This window comes from Acinetobacter sp. ANC 4204, from assembly GCF_002135205.1.
In the GTDB taxonomy this organism is placed as follows: domain Bacteria; phylum Pseudomonadota; class Gammaproteobacteria; order Pseudomonadales; family Moraxellaceae; genus Acinetobacter.
Genome location: NZ_NEFZ01000007.1, coordinates 190,680 through 205,145 on the forward strand (window position 1 = coordinate 190,680; position 14,466 = coordinate 205,145).

Annotated in this window: 12 protein-coding genes and 1 pseudogene; 6 read left to right on the top strand and 7 right to left on the bottom strand. The window is 41.2% G+C overall.

Annotated elements, in window-relative coordinates; genetic code table 11:
- Positions 1 to 164: 164 nt before the first annotated feature.
- A complete protein-coding gene (locus tag B9T36_RS14615; protein ID WP_086210197.1) occupies positions 165 to 1,625 on the top strand; it encodes a CHAD domain-containing protein in 1,461 nt (486 codons plus the stop codon).
- A gap of 68 nt (positions 1,626 to 1,693) precedes the next feature.
- Here the strand turns inward: B9T36_RS14615 and B9T36_RS14620 are convergent, their stop codons facing one another.
- Positions 1,694 to 2,326, bottom strand: a complete 633-nt coding sequence (locus tag B9T36_RS14620) for a hypothetical protein (protein ID WP_086210198.1) — start codon at positions 2,324 to 2,326, stop codon at positions 1,694 to 1,696.
- A gap of 114 nt (positions 2,327 to 2,440) precedes the next feature.
- Here B9T36_RS14620 and B9T36_RS14625 point away from each other — a divergent pair, with 114 nt between their 5' ends.
- Complete coding sequence (locus B9T36_RS14625; protein ID WP_086210199.1) at positions 2,441 to 2,836, top strand: DUF3144 domain-containing protein; 396 nt, start codon at positions 2,441 to 2,443, stop codon at positions 2,834 to 2,836.
- A gap of 121 nt (positions 2,837 to 2,957) precedes the next feature.
- A complete protein-coding gene (locus B9T36_RS14630) occupies positions 2,958 to 4,025 on the top strand; it encodes an amidohydrolase family protein (RefSeq protein ID WP_086210200.1) in 1,068 nt (355 codons plus the stop codon).
- 84 nt (positions 4,026 to 4,109) lie between these two features.
- On the opposite strand, the gene B9T36_RS14635 is transcribed toward B9T36_RS14630, so the two are convergent.
- The 3 genes from B9T36_RS14635 to B9T36_RS14645 all read right to left on the bottom strand — a co-directional run bounded on the left by B9T36_RS14635 (position 4,110) and on the right by B9T36_RS14645 (position 9,402).
- The gene (locus B9T36_RS14635; protein WP_086210201.1) at positions 4,110 to 6,887 is read right to left on the bottom strand and encodes a M16 family metallopeptidase; all 2,778 of its coding nucleotides are present in this window, start codon (positions 6,885 to 6,887) and stop codon (positions 4,110 to 4,112) included.
- 146 nt (positions 6,888 to 7,033) lie between these two features.
- A complete protein-coding gene (locus B9T36_RS14640; RefSeq protein WP_086210202.1) occupies positions 7,034 to 7,861 on the bottom strand; it encodes a PhzF family phenazine biosynthesis protein in 828 nt (275 codons plus the stop codon).
- 152 nt (positions 7,862 to 8,013) lie between these two features.
- Positions 8,014 to 9,402 (bottom strand): L-cystine transporter, encoded by a 1,389-nt coding sequence (locus tag B9T36_RS14645; protein WP_086210203.1) that lies wholly within the window; start codon positions 9,400 to 9,402, stop codon positions 8,014 to 8,016.
- A 159-nt stretch (positions 9,403 to 9,561) separates the two neighbouring features.
- Here B9T36_RS14645 and B9T36_RS14650 point away from each other — a divergent pair, with 159 nt between their 5' ends.
- Both B9T36_RS14650 and B9T36_RS14655 read left to right on the top strand, forming a co-directional pair.
- Complete coding sequence (locus tag B9T36_RS14650; RefSeq protein ID WP_086210204.1) at positions 9,562 to 10,167, top strand: flavin reductase family protein; 606 nt, start codon at positions 9,562 to 9,564, stop codon at positions 10,165 to 10,167.
- A gap of 108 nt (positions 10,168 to 10,275) precedes the next feature.
- Positions 10,276 to 11,478, top strand: a complete 1,203-nt coding sequence (locus tag B9T36_RS14655) for a YbfB/YjiJ family MFS transporter (protein ID WP_086210245.1) — start codon at positions 10,276 to 10,278, stop codon at positions 11,476 to 11,478.
- Positions 11,479 to 11,688: 210 nt separating this feature from the next.
- Here the strand turns inward: B9T36_RS14655 and B9T36_RS14660 are convergent, their stop codons facing one another.
- From B9T36_RS14660 to B9T36_RS14665, 3 genes and pseudogenes are all read right to left on the bottom strand, one after another.
- Complete coding sequence (locus B9T36_RS14660) at positions 11,689 to 12,240, bottom strand: M23 family metallopeptidase (protein ID WP_086210205.1); 552 nt, start codon at positions 12,238 to 12,240, stop codon at positions 11,689 to 11,691.
- 350 nt (positions 12,241 to 12,590) lie between these two features.
- A complete protein-coding gene (locus tag B9T36_RS19100) occupies positions 12,591 to 12,740 on the bottom strand; it encodes a hypothetical protein (protein WP_171264481.1) in 150 nt (49 codons plus the stop codon).
- 287 nt (positions 12,741 to 13,027) lie between these two features.
- Positions 13,028 to 13,492 (bottom strand): annotated as a pseudogene (locus B9T36_RS14665) (isocitrate/isopropylmalate family dehydrogenase); the annotation flags it as partial.
- On the opposite strand from B9T36_RS14665, the gene B9T36_RS14670 reads away from it, so the two are divergent.
- Positions 13,455 to 14,438, top strand: a complete 984-nt coding sequence (locus tag B9T36_RS14670; protein WP_228147008.1) for a tyrosine-type recombinase/integrase — start codon at positions 13,455 to 13,457, stop codon at positions 14,436 to 14,438. The pseudogene B9T36_RS14665 and the gene B9T36_RS14670 sit on opposite strands and share 38 nt — an antisense overlap.
- Positions 14,439 to 14,466 lie beyond the last annotated feature (28 nt).

Consider the following 14,466-nt stretch of genomic DNA (forward strand, 5'->3'; position numbering starts at 1 on the left):
CTATCAGTACTTACTAATCCTCATACATTTAACTTCCACCTCATTATTTTAAAAGTGACCTCTATCACACTGTTTCTGCTCTTTTAGCTTATATTTATTCAAAATTGGTCTTTTTTTATTCGATTTAGCATATAGTTAAATGCAGGTCGTTATGAGTAAGCGCTATGCAAGAGATTGAGTTTAAGTTTCAAGTTCCAGTTAAGAAGCGTAAGGCCTTACAAAAAGCTTTTAGCTTGCTCAAGGCTGAACCGATTCATCTGGCAGCACAATACTTTGATACAGCTGAACAAACCCTTGCTAAACATTGCATCGCGATTCGACGTCGTCAGGAAAATGATGAATGGAAACAAACCTTCAAAGCCGTGAACAACGCTAAAGCGCTGAGTCGATTTGAACTTGAATTTGATATAGCACCACCTGAAACAACGACTCTCGACTTACATAGCTATGATGCTTATCCTGCTGTCTATAAACAATTAAAGCGCGCTTTGGGGCTTCCACTTCCAACCCTTAAGTTGCTCTTTGAAACTAACATCCAACGTTTACGTGTTTTGCAGGATGTTGGGAACAGTACAGTTGAGATTGCACTCGATATTGGAAAAATTTTTAAGGAACAAAGCAGTGTAGATATTTTCGAGATCGAATTTGAATTAAAACAAGGAGCTATAGAGGATCTTATCGCACTTATACGGCCTTGGATTCAAAAGTATCAACTGTTGCTCGACACACACAGTAAATCTGACTATGGACTTCTAGCTGTCCGTCAGCAAAGTTACTTTCCTGCGCAGTATCAAACATCTCTTGCACTGGACAGAAGCTCAAGCGAAGTTGAGGCTCTGCAAAGCATAGTGGCCAATTGCTTACAGCACCTACTCCCTAATGCTAGTTCAATTGCGCGACAGCAATACTCTAGTGAACATGTCCACCAAGCCCGCGTGGCAATCCGCCGATTACGTAGCGCACTGAAAAGTTTTGCTGCATGGTCGGACGCCATTCAACCGCACTGGAAAACGGAACTTACCACTATTTTTCAAGCCTTAGGTGGAACCCGCGACATTGATGCCTTAAATGAAGATTTACTTCCTCAACTGATTGAGGCAGGTTATCCATTAGATCATCTTGCGCCAAGTACAGAAGTCATCACTGATATCTCTGCCCTATTTCAACGACCCGAAACGACGCAACTTTGGCTTGAATTGATTTTATTTACAGAGCAAAAACTAGATTCGCCTTCAAAAGCCAAACTGAAAAAGCATGCACTTAAAGTAATCCATGCTTTACACGATAAAATATGTGCACATGCCGAGCACTTTAGCCAGCTTGAGGATGAAGAAAAACACCGTATTCGCAAACAAGTCAAACAACTGCGTTATAGCATTGAGTTTGTGGCGTCTCTACTCGATGCAAAAGCGTTAAAAACCTATTTAAAAAATCTCAAAGTAGTGCAAGAAAGCTTGGGATACTATAACGATTTGGTCGTTGCAGAAGCCTTATTTCAACAAGCTACAGAACCCAATGTTGCCTATAGTTTTGCTGCGGGCTGGATGGCTGCGGAAAAAAATAGAATGTTGAAATTGCTTGAACAACAGCTGATGCAGTTCAGTCAAACCAAAAAGTTAAAATAGACGTTTAAATCAGAACACACATCAGCAGTGAAAGGTTCTTCTATAAGTGAATTCTGCCAGCACCTAAGTTAGCGATACTTGCCGTATACTTTCCACGTGTTGTTATCTGCGAGTGGATCATTATAACTATCGCTACGCTGTTTACGTGGTTTGTCTCGCGCATCGACCAGTTCAAAGTGTGCTTCGGTACTTAACACGATACCATTTACATAAAATCGGGTACGGGTATATTCACTCTGCCCATGCTGAAACACATAGGTTCTGAGGTCAATAAACTCCCTATGCGCAACCAAGGCTGCGTTATCATCGCTGTCTAACCAAGTGCGCATGGCTTGGATTTGCTCGGGTTCAAACTGCCCACATTTTTCGATTAAGCTCGCAATACCGCGAAAACTTTTAGACTCTTTGGCACGGGTTTTATTAATCCGAATACGATCGACGTGAAAATAAAATAGCGGTAAATTCAAATGACTGGGTAAATGAATCGCGTCCAGTACCTCATCTTCCATAAAGGGTTGGAATAAGTCTTGCGCCCGCTCAATCAAACCCGTCCACTGACGGTAGTAGTCTTCGACCTCTGCTTTTGTAGCGTAATAAATCGGTAAGCCTTCGACATTGGCCAAATTTTGTGGTGGCCAAATGTTTTGACGCAATAATGCAATATCACTTTTTAAACTTTGTACCGCAATCGCATCTTGCATGAATATTCTCTATTTTACTGCTTAGGCTATTTTTAGATTAAGGCAAAGGTTTAGTTTCTGCAAGGCTTTGCCTATAATGCAGTCTGAGTTATTTATGTATTTTAGGACAAGTTCATGGTTCAGAAGATTGAAGCAACAGATGTCACCGAAGAAGAAGCGTTGAATGCTAAATTCTTTGAACGTGCAGATGAATTTATTAAGCAAGCAAACGATTTTTGTCGCACTGAAAAAGGTTCACAAGTGAAACCTGCTGAAATGCGTGGCCAAGTCAGCGCAGCAATGTTGTTTGGTACAGCCCGTTTTAACACGTGGGTAGCAGCCAACAACTTTAAAGATGGCGACGAAATGCGTGATGCCAAAGAGCAAGTCATGTCTTATATTTTGCAGCAATTCCAAATGATGCTGGAAGACAACTATGATGAATATTGTGAACAGTTTGAAAACTATCTTCGTTTCCGTCATAACGAAGAATTTCATGCCAATAAGCATGACCACAAACACGATCACTGATCAATCAAAGCCTGCCTCGTGCAGGCTTTTTTCATTTCGTCGTATTTGAAATGAAATACAATGTTGCAATACCTCAATTTGCAGTAAGGTAATCCTGAAAGAATATAATTTAGGGAAAAACATGCAGCATTTGGACTTTGCACTCATTGATCCGCACATTCACCAGTGGGACCCCTATAACACGCCACATGCAGCGGCTTTGGCAGTCAAATTATTGGGCAAGCATCCTAAGCTTTTGGACAAAATGGTTCGTTTGGTGAAACCTAAAGATCTGATTGAAACTGTCGGTCTAACCCGTCATATCACACGTCCTTATTTGCCTCATGACTATAAACACGATACTGGCCCATACACAGTAGAACAAGTGGTACATGTTGAAGCCAGTTGGCATCACAGCAAAGGCAAAGGTGTGGTTGAGGAAACTCAGTTTATTGAGTCTTTAGCTTTTGGGGTAGATACGGTCAAATTGGGTGGCATTGTCGCAACAGCTGATCCGCGTGATCGTAACTTTAAGAAGATCCTAAAATTACACCATAAAGCTTCACCACACTTTCGTGGTATTCGTAAAATGGCGTCTTTTCATGAAGACAAAGCAATCCATGCGTGGACAGATGAGCCACACTTATATCGCAATAAAAAATTTCTCAAAGGCTTCGAAGTACTGTCCCAATACAACTTGAGTTTTGATGCTTGGGTTTATTCCACACAGCTTGAAGATGTGATTTATCTAGCCAAGCAGTTCCCTGAAACCTCCATTGTGCTAGACCATTTGGGTACACCCGCAGGTTTATTTGGTCCAATTGGTGCAAATACAGGGATGACACAAACAGCGCGGGAAAATATTTTCTTCCGTTGGAAAGACGACTTAGCTGAGCTTGCAAGCTGTCCAAACGTCTATACCAAAATGTCGGGACTCTTCATGCCGGTATTAGGACATCGTTTTCATAAAGAAGACCGATTGGCGTCCAAACAAGAAGTCTTTGATCTGGCACATCCCATGATTACGCATGCTCTCGCCTGTTTTGGCACCTATCGAGTGATGTTTGCCTCTAACTTTCCGATGGATTCAGTCAGTACATCGTTGGTCAATATTATTGATGCCTTTAGTGATGTCGTCGCAGCGTATGACCCTGATGCTTTAGAGCGCGTATTTCATCACAATGCCAAACAGTTTTATCGGCTTGAATAGACAACTAAGAAAACTGCTTCATAAGGCTTATAACAAAGAACCCCTCTATATTGAGGGGTTCTTTTTAGGTGAGAACTGAGATCTTTACTTTTTCAACGCTGGCTGCGCTTTGCCATATTGGTCAGCCATCACTTCAACCAACTGATCCAGCTGAATATATTTCTGAATCACCGTATCAACATCGGCTTTACTGATTTTAGCCAAAGCTAAATCGCGTTGCTCACGATCCAGTAAAGTACGATTGCGCTTCATTTGAGGAATCAACATGCGATGGATATTGCGACTATCTTCAAGTGCAGTCACACGCTTTTTCAAAATATCAGCCTTTGCAGCTTCGACTTCCTGTTCAGTAACGCCTTTTGCCAGTAACTCATTCAACACTTTATACACGGCTTGAGACACTTGAGTTGATTTGCCTGCGCTATAGTTTGCATCAATCGTCAACGCCCCTGACTCCGTCCAGTCATCCAACGAAATGCTACTGCCAAAACCATAGACCAAGGCATTCTTTTCACGTAGCTCTTGCGCCAAACGAGAGGACAACTGCGACTCACCTAAGATGTGCTCGAGTACCTGTAAAGCAGGTGCATCTGGGTGATACGTGCCCACTGGGAACGTCATAATGCTCTGATAGCTACCAAACTCACGCTGCTCTGACAGCGCGTGTACCCGCTGCGCTTTATATGCCGTAAAGTCAGAAGTAATCCGCTGATAAGGCGCTGCCGAATTCCAGTTTGCAAAAGCCTGATTTAAAGTCTTTTTCATCTTTTTCGTATCAATCACACCCGTCACCGAAATTTGTGCATGATTCATTGCAAAAAATTGCTGATACAGCTGTTTAACCTGTGCTTGTGTTGCAGCCTGATACTGCTTCTTGGCATATTCAGGCTCAAAGTGATGGCGGATATCCCCCATTGGATAAGTTTCAAGTAAACGCGCAATGGTTAAAGCCGCTACAGTTTCAGGCTCAGTATATGGTCGATCTAGACTTGCTAAGCTTTGTGACTTAATCAAATCAAACTGGCTTTGTTCAAAAGTTGGATTTTTAAGGACATCTACAACAAAGTTAAAAAATTCATCAAACTTTTCTTTCTTCGCCACGATTGAGATATTGATGCCGTTACCATTACTTGCTGCACTTGCACCACCGCCCGCATCAATAGAATGATCAGCAATGTCTTGCAAACTATATTGAGTTGACGCTCTGAGCAGTAAATAAGAAGTCAGGTCTAATAACTCGGCCTTATTAAACAAACTTTCTGCCGTACCAAAGTCAATCGAAATGGTGGCATAGGTCTTATCGTCACGCGTGGTACTCGGGTACAGCGCATATTGCATACCATTTTTTAGCTTGCCACGCTGAATTTGTTTTTCAGCACTTTCTAAATATTGCTTTGAACTTTTTACATACTCAGCAACTTCCGCTTTATACACACTTGCATCTTTCAATGGCTCTTCAGCAACGGCTTGCTGATCTAAAGTTTTTGCTGGGGTGGCTGCTGCCGCTTGTTCAAGTGCTTTTTTCTGATCTTCTGGGGTCGGTAAAATAGTACCTGAAATCCGATGCTCTGGGATCAAAAAGTCATCTAAACGTTGATTAACTTGCGTAACGGTAAGCTGTTGTAACTGTTGCTGATCTTTAAAGTATTGTGTCCAATCACCATTGGCAGAAACCACATAGTCACTGAGCATGCCACCGACTGCCGTTGCACTACTGAACATGCTTTCTTGTGCATTTTTAATCATGCTCTTCACACGGTTAAGCTCAACCTCGTTGAATTTTGGTGTTTTTTCGACCCCAGCAACCAAAGCTGACTCGACTTTCTTCACATCATGGTTGGGGGCATAAACTGCGCCCATAAACACCATATTGAAATCTTGGTCTAACCACGTGGTTGACTGAACTGCTGTCGCCGTTCCCGTTTCTACAATACTTTGGTACAAATGCCCGCTAGGTTGCATGGTATATAAATACGGCGACACCGCCAGCGCGGTCTTAATGTTCTCGTTTTTACCATTCAGGTAAATATTGTATTTGGCGAAGTTACTGCCTTTTTTCACGACAAACTGGCGATCTTTAATCTTGCTGGCATCTAAGACAGGTACTTTAACTTTCGCAGGCACAGCGCGCGCTTGAATCGCACTAAACTTTTCATCAATCTGCTTCAGTACAGCAGCTTGGTCAAACTTCCCTGAAATGACAAACACCGCATTATTCGGTGCATACCAGTCACGATAAAACTTATTCAGTTCAGCCATTTTGATTGACTGTAACTCGTTTAAATCACCAATCGGTAAACGCCCTAAATATTGATTACCATAAGCAGACTTCCACATTTGATCCATGAGTACCGAAAAAGGCTGATCCATACGGACTTCACGCTCACGTTTTACAATCGCGATTTCAGACGGTACATATTTTTCTTGGAGCACCAAGCCATCCATACGCTCAGCTTCAAGATGAATCAGCTCATTAATCGCATTTTGTTCAGGACGAACCACATTAATATATTTGGTTGAATAATAATCTGTACTGGCATTATTCATTAAACCGTATTGATCTAAACGGCGCTGAAATTCGTCTCCTGGCACATTTTTAGTTCCCTTGAATGCTAAGTGTTCCAATAGATGCGCTAAACCACCCTTTCCTTTAGGATCGTTCAATGAACCAGTCAAATAGACCATATTCATATACACTTTATTTTCTTTATCGTTTGGCGCAAGAATAATGCGTAAACCGTTATCTAATTTATATTCTTCAATTTTCTGTTCCGATTTTACCAATACGGGTTGTGCCCATACTGTACCCCCAAAGCCAAGTAGCAATACCGACAAACTCAATGTTTTAAAACGCATTAACATTATTTTTCCAAATAATTCGACAAAATATGAATGATTCTCAACATCATAGAGGAAAGTGAAATTATTTTTATAGTAATTTGGTGAAAAACAGCATTTTAATCAATGCTTATTTTTCACCAGTAGTTTTATTTTAAGAGAATTACAACTTAATCTAAGTACAATTCAGCCGTCATATATAACTTGGCATAGCCAGAAATTTGGATCCGCGTTTCAGACTGAATATCGCAATAAAGCAATCCTCCACGGCTCGATGCCTGATAGGCAAGCAATGAGGTTTTACCCAACTTCTCCGCCCACAAGGGTGCAAGACCTGTATGCATGGAGCCTGTCACAGGGTCTTCATTGATGCCTTTATGCGGTGCGAAATAACGCGCGATATAATCATAATCTTGCGACGTTGAAGTCAAGGTAACATCTAAGTTTTCAGCCGTAATCGCAGTACTGACTTTATGCTTTTCTGCCATTTGACGAATTTTATCTAAGTTCGGCTTGGCATCTTTAACTGCCTGCTCAGACTCACAGACTAAAATATAAGCCTGTGGGTTTAAATAGACTTCTTTAATTTCACAATCGACCAACTCATGAATTTCCGCAGGATAGTCTTCTAACTTTTGCGGTGCACGAATTGGAAAATTCATATGAATCTTGCCGTCAGCATCTTGATCAATGATAAAAACACCCAAGTCTTTGACATGAAACTGGATACGTTTAGCATCGGTATAATCACGAAACAGAACGAAACTACTGGCTAAAGTCGCGTGCCCACAAAAGTCCACTTCAACCTGAGGAGTGAACCAGCGAATTTCAAAGTTTTCAGCATCAATGACTTTCACAAAAGCCGTTTCTGCCAAGTTATTTTCCAAGGCAATATTCTGCATCAAATCTACTGCTAACCATTCATCATGCACAATCACAGCTGCAGGATTACCTTTGAATAATTCAGTTGTAAAGGCATCGACTTGATACATTTTCATCGTTTTTCTCCTAAATTGAGGCTTTATTTTGCAAAAAACTGAGCAAAAAAGTAGATACAGTTTTTTGTCATTTATGGATACACCCCCAATAAAAAGAAGCCTAATCATGAAGATAGGCTTCTTTTCAGTTCATCGGCGATATATTACTCAGCTTAGACTTCTTTTAAGTCCACATTGTCTTGCTCAAAAATGCGCTTATCTGTTTGACCTAAAACTTGGCTGGTCACGACACCTGCGGTCATCGAACCATTCACATTCAAAGCCGTACGACCCATATCAATCAAAGGCTCAATTGAAATGAGCAGTGCAACCAAAGTCACAGGCAAGCCCAACATTGGCAGGACAATCAGCGCTGCAAATGTTGCACCACCACCTACACCTGCCACCCCAATCGAGCTCAAGGTCACGACACAAACCAAAGTCAAAATCCAAAGCGGATCGAGTGGATTAATACCTACTGTCGGTGCGACCATAACAGCCAACATTGCAGGATATAGCCCAGCACAGCCGTTTTGCCCAATGGTCGTACCAAATGAGGCTGAGAAGCTGGCAATTGACTCAGGTACGCCCAGACGTCGTGTTTGTGCTTCAATATTTAAAGGAATACTGGCAGCACTTGAACGGCTGGTAAACGCAAAAGTCAGCACAGGCCAAACCTTTTTAAAGAACTGAATTGGGTTCATACCTGTGAGCGCCAAAGTCACGGCGTGCACGATAAACATAATCGCCAAGCCGATATAAGACGCAACCAAGAAGCCACCTAAGTTTAAGATGTCCGCCATTTTAGAGTTGGCCACAATATTGGTCATGAGTGCGAACACACCGTAAGGAGTGAGCATCATAATCAAACGCACCAACTTCATGACCCACGCTTGTAAGATCTCAATTGCAGACAACAGCTTTTGCCCTTTCTCAGCATCCGCTTTCATTAGGTTCAAGCCTGCAATGCCTAAAAACACTGCAAAAATGACTACACTGATAATGGAAGTTGGATGTGCCCCTGTCAGCTCGGCAAAAGGATTGCTCGGAATAAATGACAGAAATAAATCAGGCACTTGCAAATCAGCCACTTGCCCGACATAGTCAGTTTGAATCGTATTTAAACGTTCAGTTTCTTGTGTCCCTTGTACCAAACCTGCCGCAGTTAAGCCAAACAAATTGGTCACCACCACGCCGACAAATGCAGCAATCGCTGTGGTAAATAACAAGGTTCCAATGCTAATAAAACTAATTTTACCCAATGAACCTGCATCGTGCAGCTTAATCACAGCGCCTAAAATGGAAACAAACACCAAAGGCATTACCACCATTTGTAATAGTTTGACATAGCCTTTACCGACCACATTAAACCACTGTACCGACTCTTGCAGTACAGGCGAGTGCGTACCATAAAACCCATGTAAAGCGAGACCAAAAACAATACCAAGACAGAGACCTGCCAGTACTTTCTTCGCTAAACTCCAATCGGTTTTACGGGTTTGACCAAGTAAAATAAGCAATGCAATAAAAATGATGACATTGACGATTAAGGGGATATTCATATTGTTTCCCTAAATGATGCTGTCATAATTATAAATCAAAATTTAAACGGGCTTACTGTTTTGCGCCATATTCCACGCTGAATGTACAAATTTAGGCTGAATTGGCAGTTTTAGAATGTGGTATAAAGCATTTAAACGGCTGTTAAAGTGTTCTTTTACATGAATCAATCTCTGCTTAATCCTCACATTCTGCCCGTGCCTTTAGAAAAAGCATATCGGCTACTCAACCACGGCCCAACCGTGCTGGTTTCTAGTCAAGATGATGAAAGCACTGATGTCATGACTGCAGCTTGGGCATGCGCCCTAGAGTTTAGCCCCGCCAAAGTGACGGTCGTACTCGACAAATCGACGAAAACCCGCAGTATTATTGAAAAATCAGGTCTATTTGCACTGCAAGTCCCTACACTTAAACAGCTGAAAATGGTCTACGCACTCGGCATGATCAGTCAATATGATGCGCCTGAAAAGTTGCGTCAGTGTGGGGTCGAACTTTTTCAGTTTGGTCACAGCCCAATCCCCGTGGTCAAAGGCTGTAGCGCATGGATTCTGTGTGAACTCATTCCTGAACCGCATAATCAGCAGCAGCATGACTTGTTTATTGGCAAAGTCATTGCCGCTTATGCAGATGATCGCGTTTTTAGAGATGGGCATTGGTACTACCATGAAGCCGCAGAGGAATGGAAAAGTATCCATCATGTTGCAGGCGGACATTTTTATACCATTGGTGATGCAGTGGATATCAATACACTTAAAGACACTGAGTAAATTGGCTTCACCTTTACTCCGCTCGACTAAAGGCGAACATTACTCGATTGTTTTATTGTAAATTTCACCTTATAGTTCAAGTGTGTTTTTTAAACAAATAGTCAAATGATGATGAACAGGACGTTCTCGAGCACCGTACAACTGAGTCTCTTTCTCTGCCTGAGTATGTGCTTGGGAATTGGCATCTTACGTTTTTCTTATACCGCTCTACTGCCGTCCACTCGCGAAGCCTATGAATGGTCACACAATTTCGCCAGCCTACTCGGTAGTGCTAATCTGCTGGGCTATCTGATCGGCGCGTTCTGGGCGATGAGGCTGCCACAAAATGCAAAAATGCCGATCTATATCATTTTTGCTGCGTTGTTTGGTTCAATCAGCCTATTTGCCTGTGCATTTGCACATTTTAATGAAGTTTGGTATTTGGTGTGGCGCATCATTTCAGGTATCAGCGGTGGTTTGCTGATGATTCTATCGCCCAGCATTGTGGCGCAGTACAGTGAGTTACAGCACCGTTTTAAAATTAATCTAATTGGATTTAGCGGAATAGGAATTGGTGTATTGGCAGCCACGCTGTTTATGCCGTATTTAGACCGCATTGCCATCACCAGCGCATGGTTCATTCTCTGTGGCTTTGCATTTGTCATTACATGGTTATTATGGACACTGGTTCGTCCTTTCCAAAAGCAACTGCACAGTATTCCTACAAGCCAGCCCCAGACTCATACAGTGAATAAAATTTACTATAGCTTACTCATTGTGTATGCCTGCAGCGCCTTTGCGTATATTCCCCATTCTTTGTTTTGGATTGATTATTTAAGCCATGTTTTAACGCTAAATTTATATTGGATCAATTTTAACTGGATTTTATATGGCCTAGGCAGTGCTCTAGGTGCTGCAACAGCTTATGCTTTAGCACGTAAATTTGGCAACTTTCTGGCTTTAAAGATTTTATACAGTGTCTATATTGCGGCAGTGTTTATTGCAGTTCTGAGTTTTTCGCCTGTATTTACGCTCCTGTCTTCATTTCTCACAGGCCTACTGAACCCTGCAGTGGTCTTTCTCACCTCCTACACCATCTTACAACTCTACGGCTTGGCCTATAAAAAACTGTGGAGTATGGCAACACTTAGCTTTGCAACGGTACAGCTGGTTGGTGGTTTAAGTTTTAGTACCTTGCAGCATTTGGGTTGGTCATATCACTTTCAGTTTATGCTTGCTGCTGGAGTCCTCGGTTTAGGAACACTGCAATTGTTTTATTTTACCCGTACGACATCCACCTCCAATCCAACCAGTAAAAAGAAGGCCTTTTAAGCCTTCATATTAAAGAGAATCAAAAAAGTAACCTACTTGCGTTAGTAGGTTACTTTATAGAGGGTCGTCCATGTTAAATACGTGTGATATTTTAACTTACCCCTAAATATTACAAATGAACGATGTAAGAATAAGAAAAAAATTGATGAACCATCTATGAGCAAAACAATGAATGCATTCGAACTTTTACAACTGTAGATCAAAACTTGGCTATTTCAATGCATTTAAAGTTAAATACGGATAAGGATTCACAGCTCCTTTTCCAGTCCTATAAATTCCATAGTGCAAATGTGGTGGCGTATTCTTAGCATTGCCCGTGTTTCCGACATAGCCCAATACCTCTCCCACTTCAACCCAATCCCCCGTTTGAATATCAGGCGCATAAGCATCTAAATGTGCATAGTAGTGACGGCTTAAGTTAGGTCCCATCACCCACACCACTTGTCCACCTAGACTATTGATCCCAACATCCAATACAATGCCTGATGTGGCGCTTAAGACTGGTGTTCCGCGTTTAGCGAAGATATCAATACCTTGATGTTTTCGTCCCTGCCCACGTGCAGCCCCCCAAGTGTCCTGTATCTGCTTGTGGCTTACTCCTTCTACAGGCACATTTAAATTTTTCGCTAAAGGCGTCTTATATAACTGCCAATATAAATAGGGGTAACTCAAACCCGCTGCTTCACCCGAAGCCGGTGGCTGACATCCACTCATCAGCAGATTTGTACTTAAAATAGCTCCACTCAGAACTAAACGAGACATGATTCAACTACTCAGCTAATTTTTAGATATGCAAATAAGATAAAGTTACTTATTCATACTAAATGCTTCATATATTGAAAGATATCTTATATATGTAACGGCAAAGCCCTCATATAAAATGAGGGCTTTTCTTCAAATAAACTACGTAAAACTACTTACGCTTCTTCAGTTTTTTCTCTAAGGCTTTCAGCTTAGACTGATGCTTAGAAATCTTTTTTAAACGAGCTTTGATCTTCTGTTTTAATGTTTTCACAACATTATTCGACATAGAGTCCTCCTGTTAGTCCAATTCCTTTTGCGTGATTCCTCCGTGCTGTGTTTTAAGATAAATTCATTAAATCACGACAACTTTAACGTTGCTGATTTGGATTCTGTTGGTTTTGGTTCGGTTGTTTTTGCTGGCCTTGATTTGGCTGCTGTTGCTGTTGTTGCTGATCTGGCTTTTGTTGCGGTTGATTGGGTTGCTGTTGACGCTGCTGCTGATTTTGTTGATTAGCCACGAGACTACTCCTTTGATCATCTGCCGTAACATTCGACAAAGACCACCATACAACACTGGCTCAAAAACCCAAGCTATAAGCTGTATCAAAGTACTTCAATGTAATGACAATTCTAATTTCCCTTTATAAATCAAACTATCGTGTTGTTAGACTGTACTTTCACTCACCTAAAGCACGAATGTCTTAACCTAGTCTTACATTGCAAACATATTTCAATAGCTATTTTCAACTTATAAAAAGAAAACCGCAACAAGTGCGAGTTTTCTTACAGTCTGTTCAATTAAGACTTATTCCATATTGGCAATAATAGCCTCACCAAACTCTGAACAACGTAATAAGGTTGCATTCGGCATTAAACGCTCAAAATCATAAGTGACCGTTTTCGCCTCAATTTCTCCTGAAATACCTTTAATAATCAAATCTACAGCTTCTACCCAACCCATATCCCGTAGCATCATTTCAGCAGAAAGAATAATAGAACCTGAATTGACTTTATCCTGACCAGCATATTTTGGTGCTGTTCCGTGCGTGGCTTCATAAACAGAAATCGCCCCACCAATATTCGCACCCAGCGCAATACCAATCCCTCCGACTTCAGCAGCCAGCGCATCAGAAATATAGTCACCATTCAGGTTTAGAGTCGCAATCACTGAGTAATCTGCAGGACGCATTAAAATCTGTTGCAAGAACGCATCGGCAATCACATCTTTTATAATGATGTCTTTACCATTTTTCGGGTTTTTAATTTTTATTCAAAGAGCGAATATCCCCACGTTTAAAGCTATCGCTAAAGAATACGTTCAAGAAAAGATGGAATATAAATCTGAGGACTATATTGCACGCTTTAACAACTCAATGGAAAAGGATGTCTACAAAGCCTTTGGCAATAAACCAATTAAAGACGTTAGCTCAGCAGATATCTTATCCATTATGAAGAACACCGTTGAACGTGTATTAAACCAAGGAAAGCATGGTACAGGTGAATCTGCAGCTAACATTAATCGTAGATTTATTGGTTTAGTTATGCGTTATGCAATTGTGACTCTTCGTGTTGAGAATGATCCCACCTATGCTGTAAGCGAAGCCATTGAGTCTCCTAAGATAGAACATGATCGACCATTCGAAAAGCATGAGAAGAATGCTCTACGAGAAAAGATTGACATTTATGGTGGTTCTACAACGGTCAAGAATGCATGTTTGGCAATGCTCTATTCTACGCTCAGAACTGTTGAGATTAGAAAAATGGAATGGAACTTTGTGGACTTTAAAGAAAGGATTATCAAATTCCCAAAAGTTTCAAAACGCTTAAAACAAGAACGTACAATGAAGAAAAATAGAATTCATATCGTTCCCATCTCTGATCAACTGCTTAATATCTTGAATGAACAGTATGCTTTTACTAAAGACCAAAAATATGTATTCCCTTCTCCACAAAAAAGAGACTGCATGATCTCTAGAACTACACTAAACAAGATGCTGACTTATATCGGCTTAAATCAAGTAACAGCTCATGACATCAGAGCTACAGCATCAACCGAATTAAATAGCCTTCGCTACAATTCTGACTGGATCGAAACACAACTTGCACATGCTGAAGCAAATAAAACACGGGCAGCATACAATCATGCCAAGTATTTAAATGATCGTAGAAAAATGCTACAAGATTGGGCTGATATTATTGATAGTTGGAATGCATAAATTATGAAAGTATCACCCCCCTCATACA